This is a genomic window from Chryseobacterium sp. CBSDS_008, assembly GCF_049959325.1.
Lineage (GTDB): Bacteria > Bacteroidota > Bacteroidia > Flavobacteriales > Weeksellaceae > Chryseobacterium.
Window position 1 is genome coordinate 1,501,877 of the sequence record NZ_CP188202.1, and the last position, 21,965, is coordinate 1,523,841.

At 35.4% G+C, this 21,965-nt stretch carries 19 protein-coding genes; 5 read left to right on the forward strand and 14 right to left on the reverse strand.

Annotation, left to right across the window (positions count from 1 at the left end):
• Window positions 1-43 precede the first annotated feature (43 nt).
• Both ACP3T3_RS06710 and ACP3T3_RS06715 read left to right on the forward strand, forming a co-directional pair.
• On the forward strand, window positions 44-952 hold the full coding sequence (locus tag ACP3T3_RS06710; protein WP_426479135.1) for an alpha/beta fold hydrolase: 909 nt from the start codon (window positions 44-46) through the stop codon (window positions 950-952).
• A 63-nt stretch (window positions 953-1,015) separates the two neighbouring features.
• Window positions 1,016-1,462, forward strand: a complete 447-nt coding sequence (locus tag ACP3T3_RS06715) for a Rid family detoxifying hydrolase (RefSeq protein ID WP_426479136.1) — start codon at window positions 1,016-1,018, stop codon at window positions 1,460-1,462.
• Between the two features lie 441 nt (window positions 1,463-1,903).
• On the opposite strand, the gene ACP3T3_RS06720 is transcribed toward ACP3T3_RS06715, so the two are convergent.
• Complete coding sequence (locus ACP3T3_RS06720; protein WP_426479137.1) at window positions 1,904-2,332, reverse strand: DUF3592 domain-containing protein; 429 nt, start codon at window positions 2,330-2,332, stop codon at window positions 1,904-1,906.
• Between the two features lie 603 nt (window positions 2,333-2,935).
• Here ACP3T3_RS06720 and ACP3T3_RS06725 point away from each other — a divergent pair.
• The 3 genes from ACP3T3_RS06725 (at window position 2,936) to ACP3T3_RS06735 (ending at window position 5,261) form a co-directional block, all read left to right on the forward strand.
• Window positions 2,936-3,763 carry a hypothetical protein gene (locus ACP3T3_RS06725; RefSeq protein WP_426479138.1) on the forward strand — a complete coding sequence of 276 codons (828 nt, stop codon included), beginning with the start codon at window positions 2,936-2,938 and terminating at the stop codon, window positions 3,761-3,763.
• 19 nt (window positions 3,764-3,782) lie between these two features.
• Window positions 3,783-4,622, forward strand: coding sequence for a cyanophycinase (locus ACP3T3_RS06730; RefSeq protein ID WP_426479139.1), 840 nt, complete (start codon window positions 3,783-3,785; stop codon window positions 4,620-4,622).
• 144 nt (window positions 4,623-4,766) lie between these two features.
• Window positions 4,767-5,261 carry a DUF421 domain-containing protein gene (locus ACP3T3_RS06735; protein WP_426479140.1) on the forward strand — a complete coding sequence of 165 codons (495 nt, stop codon included), beginning with the start codon at window positions 4,767-4,769 and terminating at the stop codon, window positions 5,259-5,261.
• 380 nt (window positions 5,262-5,641) lie between these two features.
• Here the strand turns inward: ACP3T3_RS06735 and ACP3T3_RS06740 are convergent, their stop codons facing one another.
• From ACP3T3_RS06740 to fabD, 13 genes are all read right to left on the reverse strand, one after another.
• The gene (locus tag ACP3T3_RS06740; RefSeq protein ID WP_426479141.1) at window positions 5,642-6,253 is read right to left on the reverse strand and encodes a hypothetical protein; all 612 of its coding nucleotides are present in this window, start codon (window positions 6,251-6,253) and stop codon (window positions 5,642-5,644) included.
• A 451-nt stretch (window positions 6,254-6,704) separates the two neighbouring features.
• The gene (locus ACP3T3_RS06745) at window positions 6,705-8,216 is read right to left on the reverse strand and encodes an FAD-dependent oxidoreductase (RefSeq protein WP_426479142.1); all 1,512 of its coding nucleotides are present in this window, start codon (window positions 8,214-8,216) and stop codon (window positions 6,705-6,707) included.
• 465 nt (window positions 8,217-8,681) lie between these two features.
• Entirely contained in the window at window positions 8,682-9,089 is a 408-nt protein-coding gene (locus ACP3T3_RS06750) for a cytochrome C (protein WP_426479143.1), read from the reverse strand.
• On the reverse strand, window positions 9,086-9,367 hold the full coding sequence (locus tag ACP3T3_RS06755) for a hypothetical protein (RefSeq protein ID WP_426479144.1): 282 nt from the start codon (window positions 9,365-9,367) through the stop codon (window positions 9,086-9,088). Before ACP3T3_RS06755 ends, ACP3T3_RS06750 begins: the two co-directional genes overlap by 4 nt.
• Window positions 9,364-10,365, reverse strand: a complete 1,002-nt coding sequence (locus ACP3T3_RS06760) for a cbb3-type cytochrome c oxidase subunit II (protein WP_426479145.1) — start codon at window positions 10,363-10,365, stop codon at window positions 9,364-9,366. The genes ACP3T3_RS06755 and ACP3T3_RS06760 overlap by 4 nt, the downstream gene beginning before the upstream one ends.
• Window positions 10,366-10,412: 47 nt before the next feature.
• Window positions 10,413-12,128, reverse strand: coding sequence for a cbb3-type cytochrome c oxidase subunit I (locus ACP3T3_RS06765; protein WP_426479146.1), 1,716 nt, complete (start codon window positions 12,126-12,128; stop codon window positions 10,413-10,415).
• Between the two features lie 108 nt (window positions 12,129-12,236).
• Window positions 12,237-12,446 carry a hypothetical protein gene (locus ACP3T3_RS06770; protein WP_426479147.1) on the reverse strand — a complete coding sequence of 70 codons (210 nt, stop codon included), beginning with the start codon at window positions 12,444-12,446 and terminating at the stop codon, window positions 12,237-12,239.
• 650 nt (window positions 12,447-13,096) lie between these two features.
• Window positions 13,097-13,858, reverse strand: a complete 762-nt coding sequence (locus tag ACP3T3_RS06775; RefSeq protein ID WP_426479148.1) for a hypothetical protein — start codon at window positions 13,856-13,858, stop codon at window positions 13,097-13,099.
• Window positions 13,859-14,592: 734 nt separating this feature from the next.
• Window positions 14,593-15,198, reverse strand: a complete 606-nt coding sequence (locus tag ACP3T3_RS06780; protein WP_426479149.1) for a LuxR C-terminal-related transcriptional regulator — start codon at window positions 15,196-15,198, stop codon at window positions 14,593-14,595.
• A 3-nt stretch (window positions 15,199-15,201) separates the two neighbouring features.
• Entirely contained in the window at window positions 15,202-18,180 is a 2,979-nt protein-coding gene (locus tag ACP3T3_RS06785; RefSeq protein ID WP_426479150.1) for an ATP-binding protein, read from the reverse strand.
• Between the two features lie 860 nt (window positions 18,181-19,040).
• Window positions 19,041-19,760 (reverse strand): 4'-phosphopantetheinyl transferase family protein, encoded by a 720-nt coding sequence (locus ACP3T3_RS06790; RefSeq protein WP_426479151.1) that lies wholly within the window; start codon window positions 19,758-19,760, stop codon window positions 19,041-19,043.
• Between the two features lies 1 nt (window position 19,761).
• The gene (locus ACP3T3_RS06795; protein ID WP_426479152.1) at window positions 19,762-20,367 is read right to left on the reverse strand and encodes a hypothetical protein; all 606 of its coding nucleotides are present in this window, start codon (window positions 20,365-20,367) and stop codon (window positions 19,762-19,764) included.
• The gene (fabD, locus tag ACP3T3_RS06800) at window positions 20,367-21,944 is read right to left on the reverse strand and encodes an ACP S-malonyltransferase (RefSeq protein ID WP_426479153.1); all 1,578 of its coding nucleotides are present in this window, start codon (window positions 21,942-21,944) and stop codon (window positions 20,367-20,369) included. The genes ACP3T3_RS06795 and fabD overlap by 1 nt, the downstream gene beginning before the upstream one ends.
• Window positions 21,945-21,965: the final 21 nt, after the last annotated feature.

Below are 21,965 nucleotides of genomic sequence, written 5' to 3' on the forward strand. Positions count from 1 at the left end.
CAAAATAACAATAACAACATTAACAAATACATATTTAAAGATCATGAAACATTTAATTTTAGCAATCAGTTTATTTACAACATTACTTTCAACTACTGCATTTTCACAAACCAAAAGAACTCCGGCATCGCTTGGAAGAGAAGAATATATCGAAGTTGAAAAAAATGTAAAGCTTCATGTTACCGACCTTGGTGAAGGACAGCCGATTGTTTTGATACATGGATGGCCATTAAGTGATGCGATGTATGAATATCAGTACGCCGATTTTATTCAAAAGGGATACCGCGTAATTGGAATTACGTTAAGAGGTTTTGGATTGTCTGATAAACCTGGGGGAAAGTATAATTATGATGTCTTTGCAGATGATATCAAAGTGGTTTTAGACAAATTAAAGATTGAAAACGCAACCATCGGAGGGTTTTCCATGGGCGGTGCAACAGTCATTCATTATGTAGCCAAATACAATGCTGCCCACGTTTCCAAAATGGCATTGTTTGGTGCGGCAGCTCCTGTGTGGACTAAACGTGCTGACTTTAATTATGGTTTATGGACCAAAGATGATGTTAACGGACTGATCAATCTTAATAATACGAACCGTCCTGAACTGTTTGCTACATTCGGTAAAATCTTTCCGGCAAATGAAACAAGCGTATCTCCGGGGCATGGTGCATGGTTAGGAAATATCCAGGCTCAGGCATCCCCTTATGCAATGGCTGAAGGTCTTAAAACGTTACGTGACAGCGATCTGCGCGGTGACCTGAAAAAAATAACAATCCCAACATTGATCCTGCATGGGAAACTGGATAAAATCTGCTCATATGAACTTGCAGAACAGATGAATGCCCTGCTTAAAAATTCAACCTTAGTTCCTTTCGAAAAAAGTGGGCATGCCCTATTTATTGAAGAACTTGAAAAATTCAACACCGAATTATTAAACTTCATCAAAAAATAAAAAAAGCAAAAAAGGCTGGTTTGCAAAAGCCAGCCTTTTGCTTACTCCTAAAAACCGACTACAATGAACAAGATTTTATTATTCCTGCTTTCACTGACAGTTTTCACATCATGTACCGTCACACAGGAACTAGAAAAGGCAAAACATGCCAATCTGCCGGCGCCAATAGGCCCATACAGCCATTCAGTAAGCTACGGTAAGCTGATATTTGTTTCTGGCCAGATAGGATTAGATCAAAAAACAAACAGTTTAAAACCGGGAATTGAAGAACAAGCCGTTCAGACTTTCGAAAACCTGAAAACTATTCTCCATGACAACCATTCGGATCTGGAACATGTCACCAAAACAACCATTTTTATGACCGATATAAAGCAGTTTGACACGGTTAATACAATTTACAGACAATACTTTGGAAATCACTTTCCTGCCCGCAGCACCATTCAAGTGGCGGCTTTACCCGGAAATGCCCATATCGAAATTGAATGCATTGCGGTTAAAAAGAATAAATAGTCTTTTCGCAACTTCAAAAATACAGAATACAATGTTGCTTGGCATTCTACTTTGACCCGGCTATTGAAGTATTGTAGAATTATTGTAATAGTAATCAATTACTCCAACTTCATTTAAATCTTCTATTGAGGCGAAGGATGGAGTTTTTCATTTTCCCTTAGTCCACTATTCTGTAAATTGGTAACGGTAACTGCATACCATAAATTCATTAACTAAGTCATGGCAGCAAATTGAAAGGATTAAAAAAGAGCACTAATAATATTTTTAGAAAGATGGTTCGGCTCTTAGTAGGGATCAACACTAAAAAAATTGAGAGCGTCATAGGTTTCTTTGACTTTATCATCGTGCTAACAAGCAATTATATCAGATTTACTATGCCAGCCGACCAACAGCTTTTTAAAATTCTAGATTAAAATGTCACTTTGGAAAGGAACATTTTAATTAAAGAAGAAATCTTGACGCGATAAAATATCCACCACCAACCACTATTAAAGGAAGAGCTATTGAAAGCAGCACTAAAGTCCATATAAAAATGCGAAGGTAACTATATAAAGATACTTTTGATGGATCGGAAGGATCATAGATTATTGTTGTGGTTTCCCCTATTTCCCAAGCAGGGGGATCGTTACCTTCACGCAACTCAAATGTAACTGATAATTTATCTTTTGTCTGAAACGTAAAAATAGGTGCGAACAGTTCCCCCTCCGACTCGAATTTGTGTAAGTCGGAGACTGTAGCAATAGCTTTCTCTCCGTTTTTTAAAAATATCATTGTATTGCGGAAGCTGTAGCCTGCCAATAAAAGGAAAACTAATCCCAGCCCTAGGATTATATAATATTGCCACATAATTTTATTTTTAATTTTCTCCACGTCAACTATTTAACCTATCTAATTGATAAATATAAGATGTACGAATATAATATAATTTTCAAAAACTCAATTAAATCTTGTTCTTGTCAAAAGCTTATCCTAGCGTTACGTCTAAAATAATAGTTCATAGTTTGACTGTGCTTACTTATTAGGCCGTTAGATCGTGGCGTTAGGGTCTAAAATACAAGAAAACAGAAGCAGCTGCCCTTTAAATGCCTCTCAAATTAATCAATTAATTGAGTATCAATAAGGTTCATTTTGCATGGGAAATTATTGATCACTATCAAGACACTCAAGAAGACAGTAGAATTGTAATAATTTTTTTTCATATTGTGATCGATGTCATAAAACTTTGGTTTTTCAATAACTAAGTTTGGTTTAACCAAATCAATTATTATGAAAAAACAAGTAACCTATGTATTTGACGCATTCTCTGGAAATGTACAATCCCGATACTCATATATTGATCAGAACAATAAAAGAGAAAACGTAAACGGCAAAATCTCCCATACACTTAGATTTCCCAATAATTTATCCGATACTTTGAAGTCGGATAGACAACATCATGTAGTAACTGATTATTAATAATTATAATTTTTCTATATGAATCCAAAAGGAAAACTTGTCATCGGTAGAAGCATTGAAAAAGGGAGTGGAATTGAAACTATTGAAAAGGCAATGATTCACGATTTTCCAGACGAAATTTTCACTCTATTATTACAGCAAAAAGATGCTCGTATTGAATTTCTCACGGCGTCAGATCCTGCGCAAAATATTAAAGAGAAATATTTTACTGCGTTCCAAAAGAAAGGATATTGTAATTTCGGATTTATTCACATCGACCAAAAACAAGATGTAGATAATTATTATTCGAGAATATTTGATGCTAAAATAGTTTTGCTTGCCGAAGAAGAACCTCAATTTTACGAAGTATTGAAAAATTCACTGCTGATGAAACTTTTACATAAAAAATATCTGGAGGATGAGGATTTTACAATCGTAGGAATCAACGCAGGAGCAATGTACATCCCAAGATTTTTTTTAAACGAAACCGGAATAGCCGGTGGTTTTGGGTTTATCAGTAATTGTATTATTGATACTAAATTCAATCATGGAACACGATTTAAGAATATGGTAAATGCTATTATCTCACATCCTGAATGCCTCGGCATAGGTTTAAACAGAGGAATGGCATTGCTCATCGAAAAAGGCTATAAAGCTTCATGCTTTGGAGGCGGTTCGGTAATGGTTGTCAATGCAAAGAATGTAAAAAAGAACCGCTTGAGAAGTGGGGCTTCAGTTTACACAAAAAACCTGAAGGGTCATATTCTTACTCAAGGTTCTATCCTTAATTTATTTAATGGAAATCTTATTAGAAATCATTTATTCGACTGCAACTTAAATTTTACAAGCAGAAATACAATACAATAATTAAAAAAAAGATTAAACTATGATTCCAAAAGGACAATTATTAATAATAGGCGGTAAAGAAGACAGGCACGGCAACAAACCGGAAATGGAGGAAAAGAATAACGACTTTTCACCCAATGAAATTCTTAAATTACTGGTAAAATCTAAAAGTGATCGGATTGAAGTAATCACAGTGGCAACTTCTGATCCAGATGACGCAAAGGAGACTTACACGAAAACATTTGAAAAAATAGGATATACAAACTTTGATTTTCTTGATTTGAATGATGATCATTGTCATACTGATTATCATCTAAAAAGAGTGAAGGCAGCCAAAGCTATATTTTTTACAGGAGGTGATCAGAACAAGATCTGCGAAAGCTTACAGCAATCCGTTTTGGTAGATATTCTGAAAAAAAAATATATAGAAGATGAAAATTTTATGATTGCAGGAACAAGTGCCGGGGCAATGTGCCTGCCGGAAATTGTAATATGCGATGCAGTAAACGGAGAAGCAATGCTGGACCACGATATTGAATTTGGAACCGGGTTACAACTTATTAATAACTGTATTGTTGATACCCATTTTGTACACCGAGGAAGATTTGGCCGATTAGCTCATGCCACAATACTTCACCGGCAGCATTGGGGCATTGGACTTGGGGAAGATACTGCGTTACTTATTGAAAATGGTTGTAAGGCAACATGTAAAGGTTCAGGAATGGTAGTGATGATCAATGCAAAAGATATAAAACACACAAATATTAATTCCGTGAAAAAAGGTGATCCCATATATGCGGAGAATTTAAAAGTTAATCTGTTAACGGACGGCTGCAGTGTAAACTTAAATAATGGAGAAATGAGAAGTTATGGAAATTAATATTCATAATTATAGAGCTCAACAGATCCGCTGCAAAATAACTAAATCAAGGGCGTAAAGTTGACTTCCTTCGGGGCTTTCTAAATTTACGCTACTTTTGATATGGAAAAGAGTTTTTACTATTTTTGATTAAATATAATAATCATGCATATCTTACAGGAATTATGGGGAAGCGGAACATCCTTGAATGTTCTGCAGATGACATGTCGGGGTGTTACAGTTTTTATACTTACTCTCCTGCTGATCCGGATATCGGGCCGAAGATCATTTGGTATGGGTTCCCCACTTGACAACATTATTGTTATATTGTTGGGGGCAGTGTTAAGCCGTACCGTGGTCGGAGCTTCACCTTTTATTCCTGTCATCATAACATGTACTGCCATAGTTTTACTGCACAGGTTATTCAGTTGGTATAAAATAAAAAGCAGCCGATTCAGTCATATAGTCGAAGGTGAAAAAATTTTGCTCTTTAAAAACGGCCATTTTATCCAGGAAGGTATGGATAAGGCACTTCTTCATAGAGAGGATATTATGCAGGAGGTTAGACAGACAGCATCAACTGATGATTTATCTAAAATTAAATTGATCTACATGGAGCGAAATGGGGAAATTAGTATTGTAAAAAAAGACATCAATTAGAAGTGAGCAATAATTTGTCACTTTCCGATTTGTAAGATGCTACCTCCATACATATGTCATAATTTCAGGAATGCAGGCGATTGAACATTGCTTATGGTCTCTTATCCGTCCATTTGCAGTGCACGATTCGCTGGTGACTATTCTGAATGTCGAATAGCTCGGCATCTTTATTTTGTCTTTCCGGATTAAAAAAGCATTAGAAAGGTGGCAGCAGTGACTCCGATATTGGCAACGGGTATTCTTCAGAAAATTAATAAAGGTCCCGTAGCTGCCAAACAGTGCCTACCAAAGCAGCGATAATAAAAGCAGCAGCTCCTGCTGTAATGAACAGCCTGATCAGTGAGGTTGGCAAAATTATTTTTCGTAAGAAAACTTTGCTTTTAAAAATCTAACAGAGCATCGGTAAGTCTCTTCCACTGAATTTTGGAAATCCCTACCATTCCTCCCAGAGCAATCACCAGATTTCTTATACAATCCAAAAAATCAGCATCCAGATTCGCTGTTTCGTTCCTTCCGTAAACTGCAGCTTTGATATAGGTGTTTCCTCTCGAAATCATGAAAGTTGAAGTGGCACCAGAGGAATAAAAGTGAGCAATATATTTCTTACTGGAATTACCCGGTTCTTTTGAAGGACTGCAGGTAATCGATATATTTTCAAATTCATCTTCTTTTGTATACTGATCACTGATATCTGTAATTTTAGCCCAGTCAAAACCGCTCCGCAGCGTGCCAGGCCCCGGAATGTCAATCCTTATAAAATCCCCTTTTTCCGGAATACGATCGACATGGTTACCCGATGAATCATAAAGCTTAAAACCAGCGAAACCGTCCCCGCAAAAATCTTTCCACTCATTCACCGAATACAACCTGTTTTTAAGTATGATAAACTCCTGAACTGCCATTTCAGGATTATCGAATTTCTTTATACTTTCTGTATTATGAAAGCTGCCTTTTCTTTGCCGTGGAATTCCAGGAATTTCTTTGATTTTCATATTTTATGGTATTGTTAGAATTACATTAAGGCCTATGCAGGTCTTTTAAAATAAAGCAGGTAAAAAATCCAGTATATAAAGAATATCATTTCCAAAGCAAAATCAATCAGATACACCCAACTGATGATACCTTTGAGGTAATAATAGAGATCTATCCCTGCCAATCCAAAACAGCACATGATATTAACTATAGCAATTGCAGTATTCCTTTTAGCATTTGCTATTGTATAAAAACATAAAACACTATATGGTAAAATCAATATGCCTACAGTTTTCACAAGCCATATATCAGTTTTATAACCGGTTATGTACAGAAAACTTTCAATATGAACAATAGGCCATATACCTGTTATTATAAAGTACAGTCCCTGCAGAAAAGGTGTGATATGCTTTTTTTTCATTCTCTGGGTTCGTCTTTTGCTCTATTTACTGGTTTTAGATCTAGTTTTTTTTACAGTTCGATTCTCTGAAGATTTTTAACTGTGGGGCCATTAAGCATTTTACCGTTCACATTAAACCTGGATCCATGACACGGGCAGTCCCAGCTTATTTCCGCACTATTCCATCGGACTTCACATTTTGCATGCGGGCATGTACTTTTGAGAAGATGTAATGTACCTCCTTTTTCTTTATATACGGCATAAGATTCTCCTTCGTACTTAGCCACTTTTGCCTCTCCTTCAGAAAGCTCGGCCAGTGAACTCACTTTTTCAGCAAATACCTTGTCCTTTACAAAATCCAGAACTACGGTAGCCTGTTCCTTTACAAAATTGGTAAAACCTGTTATTGGCTTTATTCTTTCAGGATTGAAAAGGTCTTTATACTTATTGGAGCCTTTTAAAATTAAATCCCCAAGAATTTGCGATGTAATAGTCCCGAAGATCATCCCATTCCCGCGAAATCCTGTCGCTGTATATACTTTCCCTTTGCTGCCGGGCAATATCCCGATATAAGGAAGGCCATCCACAGGTTCATAATATTGACTGGACCAACTGTAAACTGCTGTATCAACGTCAAAATGCTCCCGTACATAATTCTCCAGTCTTGAAAAACATTCACCGGTATCATCGGCATGCCCTGTCTTGTGGTCTTCACCTCCTGCAATCAGCAGGTCTTCACCGTTTATCTGCTGTGTTCTGTAATAATGATAAGGCTCAGCAAGGTCATAGCCCAGCTCTTTGGGATGATAATCACCCTTCAGCCTGAAAGCAATAGCATAACTACGGTACGGAGCATTCATAAAATGAAGCATATTAACACCTGGAGGAATGTGGGTAGCATAAATGACAGACCCTGCAATAATATTACCTTTTGTAGATTGTAATACGACAACGTCTTCATTTTCATCATGGCTTTCACATAAACAGTTTTCCACTAAAACCCCGCCAAGACGAATAAAGGCTTCTGCAAGACTTCTGATATATTTTATGGGATGGAATTGTGCCTGGTCAGGAATAACAGCTGCTTTTTTAAAAGCAAAAGGGAAAGGAGTATCAGCAGTTTGCACCATCGGATGTCCTACTTGAGAAGCTCCTTTGAGAATAGCATCCAGCCTTTTTTCCTGTTCATCGTCTAACGCAAACAAATATCCATGTTTTCTTTCAAAATCGCAGGAAATATTAAATTCGTGGATGTTGTTGCGGATGATATTTTTTGCTTCTATTCCCACATATTTCAGAAGTTTGGCATTATGCAGGCCAAAATCCTTGATAGCCTGGGCATAGGTTGTATCAAAGAAGTCATTTAAGTGAGCAGTTGTTCCACCGGTTGTTCCAAAGCCTATGTTGGAAGCTTCAAGAACAATACATTTTTGTCCCTCCTTCTGCAGTCTTACCGCAGTAGAAATACCTGTAATACCAGCCCCAACGATTGCAATATCGTATCTTTTTTCCAAAGCCGGATCTTGAGAAAACCTTTTAGTTTCCTCTTGCCATATGCTTTTTCTGGCTCCATCCCTGTTCATATTATTTACTTTTTAATGTTTCACTTATTAGTTTCTGTTCGTTCTTTTTGTTTTCCTCATCAGGTAAATCACAACGGCAGGCTGTAAGACTTACTGTGCATATTGCTAATAAAATAATTGCTTTCATATATTTCTTATAATGGTCACCCGTGATCTAAACATATTTATTCTTTAATCGTAAGTCTTCTCATCAGTTAATCAGTTACTGGTTTTTGCATTTCTCCCATCCTGTGGGCAGCCATATCATCTGTGGTTAGATTGGCCATTGCTATAGTGAGCCTGTTTTAAACCCTGAAATTATTTTAGCATAAGCATAACAACTAGCTAAAATTTTCACTTTGTGCATATTTCGATTATTCCCTTGGACACTTTAGGAAGTGCAGACAATTCAGTAAGGTAATATAATGTGAAAGTTCTCAGGAACCGCTGAAATGAGACTTCGGCATCCACTTCCAATCCTAAACATCACTGTACCGCTGAACTTGTTATTTCATAATAAACTGCCCATCCTGCAAATAGAATAATAAGAATCCATATCCAAAATGGTATTGTTTGTGGAGTTTCGCTACCTGTAATGAGAAAGCTTTTCTGGTTTCCTTTATCATAAGCATTGATCATAAGTGATAACGTACCATCTACCACATCTCTATTTTTCAGGCCTTCAATTTTTATGGTAGGACCATTGGCGATCGTAAAATTTATTTTTCTGATTCCCTCTTTTCCTGATGGAGACCGACTGACAATTTTCAATACATGGTCGCCATCAGGTAGTTTTTTGGTATCTAGATCGAAAACGATAGGAGTTTCCAGCTCTGCAATAGGATGTGGATCACTATCTATGAAGAGAAACACTTTACTTCTGTCTTTTGTCATAACATGATATTTTCATCTGAAAAAACCGAATATTTAATATGTTTTTCATCTTTTTCACCCGGTTTTACCAGATATTTAACTGAAAATATAAAAGCCAAAACTGTTATCAGGATAACAATTCCTACAATAAACCAGTCCCAGTTGCTCTCTGGACCAGTGCCATGTGTAAGATCCTTAGTAATTTCGGGCTGGCGCAGCTGACATGCATCACACGCCCATGCATAACTACTCCATAAGGTCAAAATTACATTCACTGCATTTACTATTAATTTTTTCATTGTTGCTTTATTTTATCATAGATTACTTTTACTTCTTCCAGGGTCACTTTTTTTGCATTATTCCCCCAGCTCGTTCTTTCATGGTTCATGATAGCGGTTACATCTTCAGCGGTAAAATTAGCGTTGGTTCCTACCGCCGGCATTGTCGCGAATTCAGGTCTAGGATCATATCCTTTCATAATAATTGTTACATAGAGTTCCAGATCACCACCTGTCACTACCGGACTGCCCTTGAGCGGAGGAAATGCCCCGGGAACCCCTTCTCCATTTGCCTGATGGCAGGAAGCGCAGTTTGTGGTAAAAAGTTCTCCACCATCAGGGAGATTAGATGAACCGGCAGCCCCTTCATCCTCTTTTTTTATCTGCTTGTAAAGGAATGGCGGAACAATAGATTTATCAGTATAATCTGTCTGTTTAAGTGATTTCAAATAGGCCACCAACTGAAGAGCCTTTTGTGTGGCTACTATTTTCTTTCTTTTATTTTTGATAAACTTCTCCGGTACTTTAACTTCAACATCACCTGGCTGCAGGTAGTCTCTTTCTATAAAAAGAAATTCATAGGAAGGCATTATGGATGCTTCTACAGCAGCTCTTGGCTGGTAAAGATGAATCAGATGCCATTCAGCACTAGGCTGCCTCTCTCCTACACTGGTAAGATCTGGCCCAGCTCTTTGTGTTCCCATCAGATTGGCTGTATTTCTCCAGAAATCCGTTCTTCTATTGATAGCAAAATCAGCAGGAATACTTGGTCTTTTGCCAAAAACATTATCCATCTCAACATTTCTTACCTGCTGGGTATGGCATGCGACACATCCATTCTCAATATATACCATCTTACCTGCTCTTTCCTCTTTTGTCAGTATTTTGGCCTGCCTCGGTAAGGGTTTATTAATCCTCTGATTATCAAGAGCAGGAAGAACAGCTATATAAAGTGTCAGAAATATAAAGAGGCAAAGTGCCGAGCCGAAAAGTATTTTATGGTTATTTAGTAATATCATAACTCATTTCTTTAAGGATTAAACTCTGTACGTCTATGTTGTTTCTTTTATCTCAGAATCTCTGCAGGTGTCTGAGGAGTTCGCACATCCTTATCTTGACTAACCATTTTATAAAAATTATAGGCAAAAATAAGATGGGCCGCCCACATCATAGTTCCCCCGATTGCTCTCCATAACCAGAAAGGAAACATATTAATAACACCATCTATGAAAGGCTTTTTTTTCATCCACATCAGCCCAGTCTGTGTTCCGCCGATCATCAATGCTATTACGTAAAAAAGTAAACCTATCAAAGCCAGCCAAAAATGCACTCCTACCAGTAACTTCGGAGGTTCATATCCGGTAAGCCTTGGAATAAGAGTGTATGAAAATGCCCAAAGCATAAAAGTAATAATTCCATACATGGTCAGATGCGAATGTGAAACTGTAAAATCAGTAAAATGCCAAAGCAGATTGGTATATCTGAATGCTTCCACAGTTCCCTGAAAGGATCCTGTAAAATAAAAAATAATAGCCATAAAGTAGAACGGAAGTGTATAGCTATGTTGTAATTGATACCATGCGCCTTTAAAGGTAAGTAAGAAGTTGGTTGTTCCGGCCGCCACTGGAATTAACATTCCTACACTGGCTACAATTGCTGTAGTTTGCAACCGCCAAGGAATGGCACTGAAAATAAAATGGTGAGTGCCAATTAAAGTATAAAATAATATATGGGTCCAGAAGGCCAGTGCTCCCAAACTATAAGAATAAATAGGCCTGTTAAGCTGCTGAGGGAGAAAGTAATACATTAATCCAAGATTAATCATCATAAACCACATCCCAATCGCCTGATGCATATAATATCCTTGTGTAATGGTTTCTCCTACACCATCCTGCCATACCGGAATATATCCGACCAAAATAACAACGACAATAAACATAAACCCCGATATAATATACCAGTTTGAGATATAAATTTCTTTCACTGTTCTTTTGGCAACAGGCTTAAAAAGATTATGGCAAGAAAGTGCTACACCTGTTCCAAAAGTAATCATTATAGGCCATATATATTCCCTGTATTCCCCTCCTCCATTATTGACTCCCGCTAATAAAGATATTGTTCCGGCCAACACTGCGGTATTGATCAAAACTAAAGAAATATAGCCCTGCCTAATATTGTAGTTTTCAACGTTACTGACCCTCGTAACAACATAGTATGACAATCCTACCATAGCTAAAGATGCCCACCCCCAAAATACAGCATTGGTATGGGCTGGCCGCAACCGTCCAAAACTAAGCCAACTGGTATGCTCAACATCAGGTGCAACGTATTTGATACCGGCATAGAGCCCAAAAGTAGTTCCTATGATCAGCCACAGAATAGCTGTCCCTAAAAAGTAAAGAATAAGTCTGCTGAGTTCAGGGCTTATATACTGCAAAAATGAGGATGTTCTTCTTTTCGTTGGGAATACCCGCAATTCTTCAACAGAATTGATATTTTGAATAATTCCCTTTTCATCATAAGGCGGCAAACTGCCGGTAAGCTGGTTTTCTTCAGGCTGAAAATTAAGTTGTCTTTCTTTCTGCTCGTATTCTTTACGCTCCTCTGCAGACATATTCTCAATTTTTTTCTGAGCTTCCAAAAGTTCTCTATGTCTTAATATCCTAGCGTAAATGGATAAGAATTTGAAGATAAGAACTACCAGGACGGCAATAATTACGATCAACATCAGTAATAATGTTACCTGAATACCCGTCTGATTAAGTAATGACGATTCTCCCATAATAAAAATTTAGGGTTATAGTTCCAGTGAAATGCAATGAAGATAATCAATACACAGAAATCTATACAGTTGATTCTGTGTGTGTGTGAAACGTAGTTTACAATTAAACTATTTACTCTTTTTAATAGAATCTACATCATAAGCAGTACTGTCCATAGGAAGAGTGCTGTCACCGGAATCAGGTGTAATTTGCGCTGAACCGGTAACCATACTATCTCCGGTATTGAGACTGTCAATATGTCTAGGTTGAGGCTGGGGTTGCTTTTTACAACTTATAACAAAGCAACCCATAAGTACGGTTATTAATACGAATTTCATAATATTATATTTTGTGGTGTGTCATACAAAATTATAATAAACAACAGTGGCTGTTTTATGATTGGTATCATAAAAACAGCTATTCATCATCATCTATTGATGTTTGAAATAGCAACTTAACAATACTCAATAAAACCAACTAGCTAATTGTAATAATTATCTATGATGTACCTCATAAAGAATAACCATTTTCTATTCTTTAATTCAAATAGTACTAATTAACCATTTAGCAACTCTGATTTATTTAAATCTCATAACATTTGTTCCATTATAGCCATTCCAGTGAACAAAGGAAGTTATTTTACTGCACATAGAAGATTTTCAAAAACCGATACACCGATGAATCAACAATGGAGTGTTACTATACGGAGATAAATATTTTATGGCTATGGAGTACTTAGGTTTGACAGTTAGTGCTGCATATACTATCATGACAATCGCGGGAACACTAGTAACAGTAATTTTCGCATCTATGGTAGAATCAGAGGATTAATCTGAATATGCTGTACAGTGAATTTATATTACTAATCATGAGAAATTAAAAATCACTAATAAAGTAAGGGTCCGGAACAAAAATAAATTTGCTCTGTTTTTTTTAATTTTTACCATTGATTTCCACAGTAATTTCAATACTAGATAAATACTTTAACTTATGGGGTAACTTTAACGTAATTAACTGATGTTCTTCCATCAGCATTGTCAAATATTATTCCTGCAAGCTGACTTGACTTTATACCAACATAATAGGTGGTAGGTCCATTAACAGTTAGCACTAAAGATCCAACTCCCGTACCTCCAATAACTTGCCTGCTGGCATCAAATGATGACACAATTAGAACTTCTGTACTGGGAATAACAGAAGCAGCGGAAGCTGCAGTGCTTAAAAATCCTGTCAAGTAACCGTATCCTCCAAGTACCTGGATCTCTCCACGGATACTATATGTAACAAGGTATGTTCCTGCAGTAGGTAATGTAAAGCTCATCAGGTTATAGTTTGCCGTTCCTGCTGCAATGTTCTTTGTACCGCCTAATACATCCCTCCCATAAGCTGGAACAAATGCGCTTCCAGGCACGGTAATTACATTTCCAGAAGTATCAATACCTAAAGTAGCTCCAGAAGACAAAGGCGAAGCTGTAGTAAGATTGGTAAATTTTAAACCCGATCTGTTAGCTTGGAAAGAATTTATTTCAAGACTACTGGACGGAGTGCTAGTTCCAACTCCAATCCGTCCTTGTTGGGTTACCACTACATCATTGGCTTGTTGGGTTGGAGTGGGAACACCGGCTGAAGGATTGTCTTTTCCGCCGTCAATATGAAAGATAGCCTGCGGGTTTGTGGTGTTTATACCAACCTGAGATATTGCAAAATTAAAAGCAAATAACAGGATAACACTACTTATTCTTTTTTTCATGATCAATAATTTAATGAGAGTAAAATTATAGCTTCGCTTTTATTTGGCAGAAAGTTAACAGTAGAAAAAGTTTATTACAAACGAAAATTAGTTCTACAAAATATATGAAAAAAATTTGATATTAATATGAATTTGGTTAGAAGGAATTTCACAAATGTCGGCAATTTCGACTGTATATATCGAAGTTACAACCCTATTGCTATGGTATTTAAGTACACATGCCCCATAGATTAAACTTTATATAAAAATGCTACTGTATTTTAATAAAGAATAAACCCCTTAATGGCATACCTCCAAAAAGTTTTTATAAAGCTCACAATACAAGTTATTACTGATTTTCTTAAAAATTGTACTATTGGAATATTGGATACAGAATAATGCTTAAACCATCCATTGAAACAGGAGGTTAGAGCGTTTCATTACCAGATTAAAAATGGTATAAGCAGCATTACCACTCCTTCGACAAGAGAAAAGAAAGGGGTCATCAATTAGACTTATCAATTATGAATCAATGCTTTGAATCACAAGTTACTGCGTATTATTCATAAATTATTCCCAAGAATATCCACTATTAGTAAGTTGATTATAAGGTTTTCAATCAGAGGAATTTAAATAATTACATATACACAAAATCCAGTTCAAATCAACTAACAACTGGATCGGTGATTGAACTGACTATCAATTAAATAGTAAGACAACATCTCTTATCCCACATATAATGTATAGAAGAAAGGCTAAAAAGTCTCATTATATTTTTTGATCAGCTCCGCTAAATTAGCTGCTTTGAATTTAGCAAGTATTCTTTTTTTCACAGTACTTACAGTCGAAGCTTTTATATTCAATTGATCCGATATTTTCGTTGTACTTTCTCCAGTGACTACATGTCTTAAAATTTCAAATTCTCTTCTGGACAAATTAAAAGCTGTATGATCTTCCTTGTTAATCATAAATCGAATCAAACTTTGCGGATAGTAGTATCCGTTTTGAAATATTTCTTGTACCGCTTCTATAATATCTTCACTGTTTCTTTTATTCAGGTAACCATTAGCCCCTTCGTCAATATATTTTAGAGATTTTTTTTCTTCATGTGCAGTAAACATCAATATTTTCAAAAGAGGAGAAATTTCTCTCAAATCCTTAATCATAAAATGGAAGAGGCTACCGGGAATGCCTATGTCAAGCAATAAAAGATCATATTTATTTTTTGAAATTTTCACTTTTACATCTTCGTAAGTTTCTGAAAAATCAATTTCCAGATCTTTATAAACTGATTTCAAATTGAACGCTGCTCCCATTAGTACTACATAATGATCATCAGCAATAAGAATTCTTTTTTGCATAACTTATTTTTTTAATGTAATAACGACCTCAGTCCCATGAGATTTATTCGTCTTTATATAAAGTTGGCCGTCTATTTTTTTTAACAAATATATGACAAGATAAAGCCCCATTCCATAAGGCTTCAAAAAGTACTTACTATTTCCATCATCTTTGCTCAGTGCATTATAATACTCTGCCAATGATTCCTTTATTCCAGAACCTGTATCGGAAATGATTATTGTAATGATGTCTGCTGATTCTTCAGCACATAAGTGCACTTTACCGTCTGCCGTATTTTTAACTGAATTATCCAAAACATTATGAATGATTGCAGATATGATCGTTTCATTAATGTTCGTTTTTATATTACCCTGAGTTGCATTTAAAATAAATGAATTTTTTTGCCAAGCTATTTCCTCGAACAATCTTTTTTTCTCTTCAAGTATATCATTAATATTGAAATATTTTTCTTGGTGCTTTTCTGAGTGTATTAAAAACAACTCACTATAATTCTTAAGATTCTGAGTGAATTTGTAAAGTTCATCAGAGGATTTTGACAACCTTGTAAAGACTTCCTTTTGCATTTTTGGGTCATCAATTTCAGGTAGATGTCGTAACATAATGGAAAGGTACTTGACCGGTGTGCTAATATCATGGTTAATTGTTTGGATTAATTTTTTTTGGTATTCTTCCTCATCTCTCATTTTATTGTGAGTGGTTTTCAATTCATTATTTTTATGATGTACAATCCTTTTTAATTGACTATTTTTAGTGGTGAGCAACTTTGTTCTTACTGCAACGAAAAATATTATTAAAGCTACACACAACAATGTTATTAAAGCTTTAAACCAAATAGTCTGATAGAAGGCTGGGTGTATTGAAATACCTATTTTTTTATATGCAAAAATTCCGGTAGGTGAAATTAACACACGGATATTAAGAGTATAAGCTCCCGGTTTAAGGTTGTCGATGCTGTACTTCCGGTTTTTCACTACATCCCAGTTCATACCTTTACTGTTACTTTGGAGGGCAGCTTCAATATAGAGATTTTCATTATTAGCAAAATAAGGGATATCAATGAGGATTTCAGCGCGCCCAAAATTGTTATCTAAAGATAGACGATCCTTAAATTGCACTAATTTAGAATTTTTCAGTACTGCTCTTTCAATATAGAAATCTTTTGCCTTTGGATAATAGCTGGGAATAGCTGACGGATTGAAAAAAACATATCCTTCCATTGACGGCAGGACAATATTACCGTCTTTTAATGTTACAGTATTAGAAGAAGAACCTGTTCCATTGAATTCATTGGTGTAAAAGCCGTCATTTTGTGTATAGCGATAATAGTAAACCTTTCCGGACCGATCTTTAGCATATTCGGTAAGACTCCTTTTCAACACTTTAAATAATCCATTATTGGTTGGAATCCATAAATAACCATACTGATCTTCCAAAATGGTATGTAAGGAGGACAAATATTTTTGCGGGTCATCAGGCATTTTTATAAGTTGAAGATTTTTTAATAAGTAAAAGCCTTTACCTCTTGATATAATCCAAAAGCTACCATCTGTTGTTGAAGTTATATTCTTAATATCCAATAATACTGATTTGATTTTTTGGATCGTTTTTCTGGATATTGAAATTAAATATAGACCGTCAGAACATCCCACCAAAATTTGGTCTGAGCTAAAAAACCTTATACAGTTAATTGATTTACTAAGTACTATAGAAAAATACAGTTTTTGAAACGAAGAATCATGATATAAATTTAAAGAATAGCTTGATCCGTTATAAAAGGTTAGGGCATATTTATTCTGATCCTTATAAACAGCTGTTACCTTAGAACCAAACTTACGGACTGAAGCCGTTTGGTAATTAGTTGCGAAATATCTTGTATAAACCTTGTTATTGTTTACATATATAAAGTTATGTGAATCATCAGAAATCATTGTATAACTATCCTTGGAATCTGAAAAATGTAAGTCTTGTACCAAGTGATGTTGATTATATACCCGACCTTGAGTATTGATAATTGTATGGTAACCAAAAGGAAGGGCTGTATAATAAATTTCGTTCGTAAAGGAGGAATTTCTTGGCGTATAAAAAGGTACGAGATTAATCGTGCGCAATCCTTTATTCACCGTACCCAAATAAATTTTCTTAAACTGCTCATCATAATAGATAGAAGAAACAGCAGGCCAATCCGTATCTTGAAGTCTACACAATAATGTAGACTGTAAAGTACCATTTATATATTTTATTGTGTAAATCGTATTTCGGTTGATCAATATTATCTGACCAGAAAGTTGTTGCCAGTAAATTTTGATGTGAGGACTAAAAATAAGATCATTTGCAGTTACAGTAGTTAAATTTCCATTTTCTATTTTGACTACCCTTTTATTTTTTGGGTCACGGACAAAGAGAAAATTATTATGTACAAAAACATCGTTAATATTGTCGATTGAAACTGGGATTATTTTAGGCTGTGAAGTCTTGTTTCCTAAATATATTGTCTGTTTTTTTAGGTCAATAAAATAGACACCTGATGAAACACGAATGAAAAACCTCGACAGGGATCGTTCAAAGACTGTGTTTTTATTAACCAGCAGATAATCATTTTTATCATATTTTCTATGGACCCCCAATTTATTTAGATCTTCAGGGGAAGGAGTTTGGACAGTGATTCTTCGTTTATTTATTGTTACCTGTTGTTGCTCCTGTAAATTATAAGCATAAATGTTATCATCATTTACATTTCCTGAAAAATTCCAAAAATTAAAGTTAGAAAGATGTGGGTCCTTATAAGTTATAAAATCCAAACCGTCATACCGAACAATTCCATCTTCTGTAGAAAGCCATAAAAATCCAAACTTATCCTTAACAATATCCTTGACACTGTTTTGTGGCAAGCCATTAGCATTATTATACCATTCCGAGGTATATTTTTGGCCAAAAAGCTGCAAAGTGAAAAAAAGTGCCGTTATAACTATCAGTTCTCTCATAATCCACAGTTCATTAGGGTATTTTACCCTTTACAATAATAACATCTAGTTCCTGGAAAGATATTTTTTAATATTTGTTTAATATGGCAAATTTAATAATATTAAATAATTACTATGAATTTAAATTTCAAATAAAAAGGCAATTGTTATTATTGAATCGTCAATAATGCACATGCACCTGATCTTCAGAGTTGTATCATAATTTTCACATTAACTGGAGGATCATTATCGTGCAATACAGCTTAAATTGAAGTTTCTCGTCTGCCGGTAAATCTGGATGCTCTTTAACAAACGGTAATTCTGCTCTTGTTCTTGGTAACATCAATCCAACAGCGATAGCAATGGCAGCGCCAATGAAGTTTGACAAAATAATTGCAACGAGCGGCTGGATAAAAATACTGCTAACAATTAACTACTTATTTTATTTTCCAAAATATGACCTCAGACAGAACAACTACAGAGCAAATAGCTTTTGCAGATAATGTTCATAATAAATGGATCAGCAACTTACTAATGATAGTAATTGAAATACCACTGCAAATTTTATATACTTCCTCCAGGTGGAGATCATTACCAACTTTCATTAATCATAGGTAATTGAACATATTTGAGATAACAATAAAGACTATTAAGAACGTTGCTGTCATTAAGCTATTTGAAGAAATCTAAACAGCTAGGCATAACCTATTTTGTTTCGAAAAGACTTTGACGGCTTTAGAAAATAGAAGAAATAGTATTGCGTGATCCGTTTTACAAGTGGCGAAAAGATCAATAAAACAAAACCAAAGCAAAGTTTGTTTGCTTTGGTTTAATTATACCATTATCTCTTGGCTACATATCTAGTCTTTATTACAATTAATTTATCTAGTTTGAATTGATGCCATCAATATCGGAAGATTAATCTCTAAGTTGGCTGGTAAAACAATACAAAAGCAACAGGCATTAATTTGCCAACTATAGGCTGTAAAATGCGGAAAATACTTAAATTTTACGATCCAGTGCGCCATACCTTGTTCTACATGTGAAATTTCAAAAATATCTAATGCAGCAGTGAAGCCTGTTTTAAGTGCTTTGGCTAAAGCTTCTTTACTACACCACATTACAACTTCAATTTTGTTGAATTCCTTAATCCATTCTTTCTCACAATCGTTCCATTGGAAAATAGCACACCAATCTTTTTCGTCGTCGATAAGTTCTATGTCAATACCAGCTACAAGATCTTCAGGAAATGCTAACGCAGCTGCAAAACGGTCACTATGGGATATACTAATATTTATATTTTGAAAAAGAATATTTTTGACAATAGGCTGATAAAATATTCCCTTCTCAATTAATATATTTTTTAACAAAAAGTAATTCTTAAGATTTGCCAAAGCTTTTTTAGCCGCATACCTTCCTTGTAAAAATGAATATTGTCTCTCTTTAACTTCAAAACTGTCAAAAACAGATAACTCGTTAGGATGAAGAAATTCATTTTTTACGGTTAATAACTCAGGAAATGAATATTCCGAAAAGCAAAAGGCGATCTTAAAAATTTCCTTTTCCCTTGCTATAGGAAAGATGACTGTTCTTTCAGGCACACTAGTTATTTAACGTAATTGATAATTTATAAAGACAGGTACTGTTTTCTTTAAGTTTCAATACATCCATTTTGCAGGAAGTATTTAATTTCATTCCAGCGCAAATACCTTCTATAAAAGGCTTTATTACAGGCCATGTTAAATTATTTTCGATATTAAAACTCCGGGCAATTCTATGATATCGATCTTGCCCTTTGATCAGCATAACAAGTTTTTGGTCATCAAGCTCAATAAATTCAAAGCTGTATTCAGGACTTGAAGTAAAAATTGTTGCTATTAGTATTTTTGCAGTGTCAGGCAGACCAGATTTTAATTCGGGCCTCTTGCTAAGGTTATTCATAGCATTAGTAGCCCCTAAATTATAAAAAAAAGACGTTGAAAGTTGATTAATTGCTTCAGGTCCAAAAAGGTCGCCTGCTTGTTTCAACATTCCGCCATAGAACGCTGCGGTAATATCAGATAAGCATTGAACTAACTGAGGAATGGTTTCAGGAAAAAAATCCACAACTATTGTATCCCGATCCATTTGTGGAAGATAGATATCATTTTTCCTAAGGTCTTCAAGTGCGAGAAAAGTTTGGGGTAGTAAAGTTTTTATGTTATTCATTATAATGATTTTGAAATTAATTCTGCAATTCTTTGTGGATGATTATTTATGAAAAAGTGATCGCCTTCGAGATGATGACATTCCAGATGCCCTTCAGTAAAATTCCTCCATTCTTCAATCTGATTGGCTTTTGATTCTTTAGTTCCCATTACAGCAATAATAGGAGTTTGTATGCTACCTACTTTACAATCACTTATAGAATGAAGCAATTTAAAATCTGCCCTGAGGATAGGTTCTATATAATCAAAAAATTCTTCGCTTTCTATAAATCCTTTTGGCATTCCCCCCATTCGAACCAGTTTTTCCACAAATTCTTTGCGAGGAAGCTTATGAACCGCTTTAAGCGAATCCGTCTGAATAATTGTTGGCCTAGGAACACCGCTAACAACAAGACTTGCAGGGTTTTTTTGATTTTTTTCCAACCGGTAGGTGACCCAATAGGCCAAAATTGCTCCTAAACTATGACCATAAATTACGTCGTAATTAGGCTCAATTTCTTTGCTGATTTGTCGGTAAATATCTCCCATAGCATCAAAAAAAGAATATACAAGAGGTTCGTTACTTCGCTTGCCCCTGCCTGGTAATTCTAAAGATCTTACCTCAAAATGTTTCAGATGCGGCAATAAGAACTGATAGGAATACCGATTTCCGCCCGCAAACGGCAAAAGAAATATCCGCCTCTTTTTTAAGCTATAATTTTGCTGGCCGTTGATTGTTGGTTTAATTGCATTTCCAGATTTAACAGAAGCTTGAATATCTTCCACCATTTTTGTTAAAAAAGTTCCTCCGATTTCCTTAAATTGATTAACCCCTTTGTCAATTAAACTACAAATAGTATCAGTCCACAAAACCGGACTATCAATTTGTCCTCCAAGTATTTCTATAAGTTGTTCATTCTTATACGGCTGAGAATTTTTATTGGCAATAACAGGTATTTGCATGTAAGAAAAACGAAACTGCTTTAAAAATGACGTAAATAATTGAGAAGCATTTTTCATGTACCGGGAATGAAAAGCCGCACTCACATTCAAGGCAATAATCTTTATATCCATTTTTTCGAAATCCCTTATTGCTCTTGTAACATCATCCGACGGGCCAGCAATAACGGTTTGTGTCGGAGTATTATAATTTGCAATATCGATCTGATCATATCCTCCAATACGTAAAACATTTTTGATATCTTGAATAGTAATGCCTAAAACAACTGCCATTCCTCCTCCTTTAGCTTCCGCCATAATTTCACCTCGTTTTTTAACAAGTCTTATACCCGTTTCGAAGTCAAACACTCCTGATGCGAGTAAAGCATTATATTCTCCAAGACTATGGCCAATCAGGTAGTCCGGAGGTGTTTCATTTTTAAGAAACTCCTTATATGCCAAAGCATTTACTACAAACAATGCAGGTTGTGTGTATTGTGTTAAATTAAGCTTCTTATCTGGATCTGCAAGGCATAATTGCTTAAGATCATAGCCTAAAATTTCGGAAGCTAGCGCAGTTTCTTCCGGGTATCTGTCAAAAAGATGTTTTCCCATTCCTTTAAATTGTGAACCCTGACCAGGAAACATTATTGTCTTCATTTCTATACGATTTAAATATGA

What these genes read in the sequence shown, in the direction of transcription:
- fabD (WP_426479153.1), bottom strand. Translation starts at nt 21,944, where the DNA reads ATGAAGACAATAATGTTTCCTGGTCAGGGTTCACAATTTAAAGGAATG.
- ACP3T3_RS06760 (WP_426479145.1), bottom strand. Translation starts at nt 10,365, where the DNA reads ATGATATTACTAAATAACCATAAAATACTTTTCGGCTCGGCACTTTGC.
- ACP3T3_RS06780 (WP_426479149.1), bottom strand. Translation starts at nt 15,198, where the DNA reads ATGCAAAAAAGAATTCTTATTGCTGATGATCATTATGTAGTACTAATG.
- ACP3T3_RS06710 (WP_426479135.1), top strand. Translation starts at nt 44, where the DNA reads ATGAAACATTTAATTTTAGCAATCAGTTTATTTACAACATTACTTTCA.
- ACP3T3_RS06750 (WP_426479143.1), bottom strand. Translation starts at nt 9,089, where the DNA reads ATGACAAAAGACAGAAGTAAAGTGTTTCTCTTCATAGATAGTGATCCA.
- ACP3T3_RS06730 (WP_426479139.1), top strand. Translation starts at nt 3,783, where the DNA reads ATGATTCCAAAAGGACAATTATTAATAATAGGCGGTAAAGAAGACAGG.
- ACP3T3_RS06795 (WP_426479152.1), bottom strand. Translation starts at nt 20,367, where the DNA reads ATGAATAACATAAAAACTTTACTACCCCAAACTTTTCTCGCACTTGAA.
- ACP3T3_RS06785 (WP_426479150.1), bottom strand. Translation starts at nt 18,180, where the DNA reads ATGAGAGAACTGATAGTTATAACGGCACTTTTTTTCACTTTGCAGCTT.
- ACP3T3_RS06755 (WP_426479144.1), bottom strand. Translation starts at nt 9,367, where the DNA reads ATGAAAAAATTAATAGTAAATGCAGTGAATGTAATTTTGACCTTATGG.
- ACP3T3_RS06740 (WP_426479141.1), bottom strand. Translation starts at nt 6,253, where the DNA reads ATGAAAATCAAAGAAATTCCTGGAATTCCACGGCAAAGAAAAGGCAGC.
- ACP3T3_RS06725 (WP_426479138.1), top strand. Translation starts at nt 2,936, where the DNA reads ATGAATCCAAAAGGAAAACTTGTCATCGGTAGAAGCATTGAAAAAGGG.
- ACP3T3_RS06715 (WP_426479136.1), top strand. Translation starts at nt 1,016, where the DNA reads ATGAACAAGATTTTATTATTCCTGCTTTCACTGACAGTTTTCACATCA.
- ACP3T3_RS06735 (WP_426479140.1), top strand. Translation starts at nt 4,767, where the DNA reads ATGCATATCTTACAGGAATTATGGGGAAGCGGAACATCCTTGAATGTT.
- ACP3T3_RS06770 (WP_426479147.1), bottom strand. Translation starts at nt 12,446, where the DNA reads ATGAAATTCGTATTAATAACCGTACTTATGGGTTGCTTTGTTATAAGT.
- ACP3T3_RS06745 (WP_426479142.1), bottom strand. Translation starts at nt 8,216, where the DNA reads ATGAACAGGGATGGAGCCAGAAAAAGCATATGGCAAGAGGAAACTAAA.
- ACP3T3_RS06775 (WP_426479148.1), bottom strand. Translation starts at nt 13,858, where the DNA reads ATGAAAAAAAGAATAAGTAGTGTTATCCTGTTATTTGCTTTTAATTTT.
- ACP3T3_RS06765 (WP_426479146.1), bottom strand. Translation starts at nt 12,128, where the DNA reads ATGGGAGAATCGTCATTACTTAATCAGACGGGTATTCAGGTAACATTA.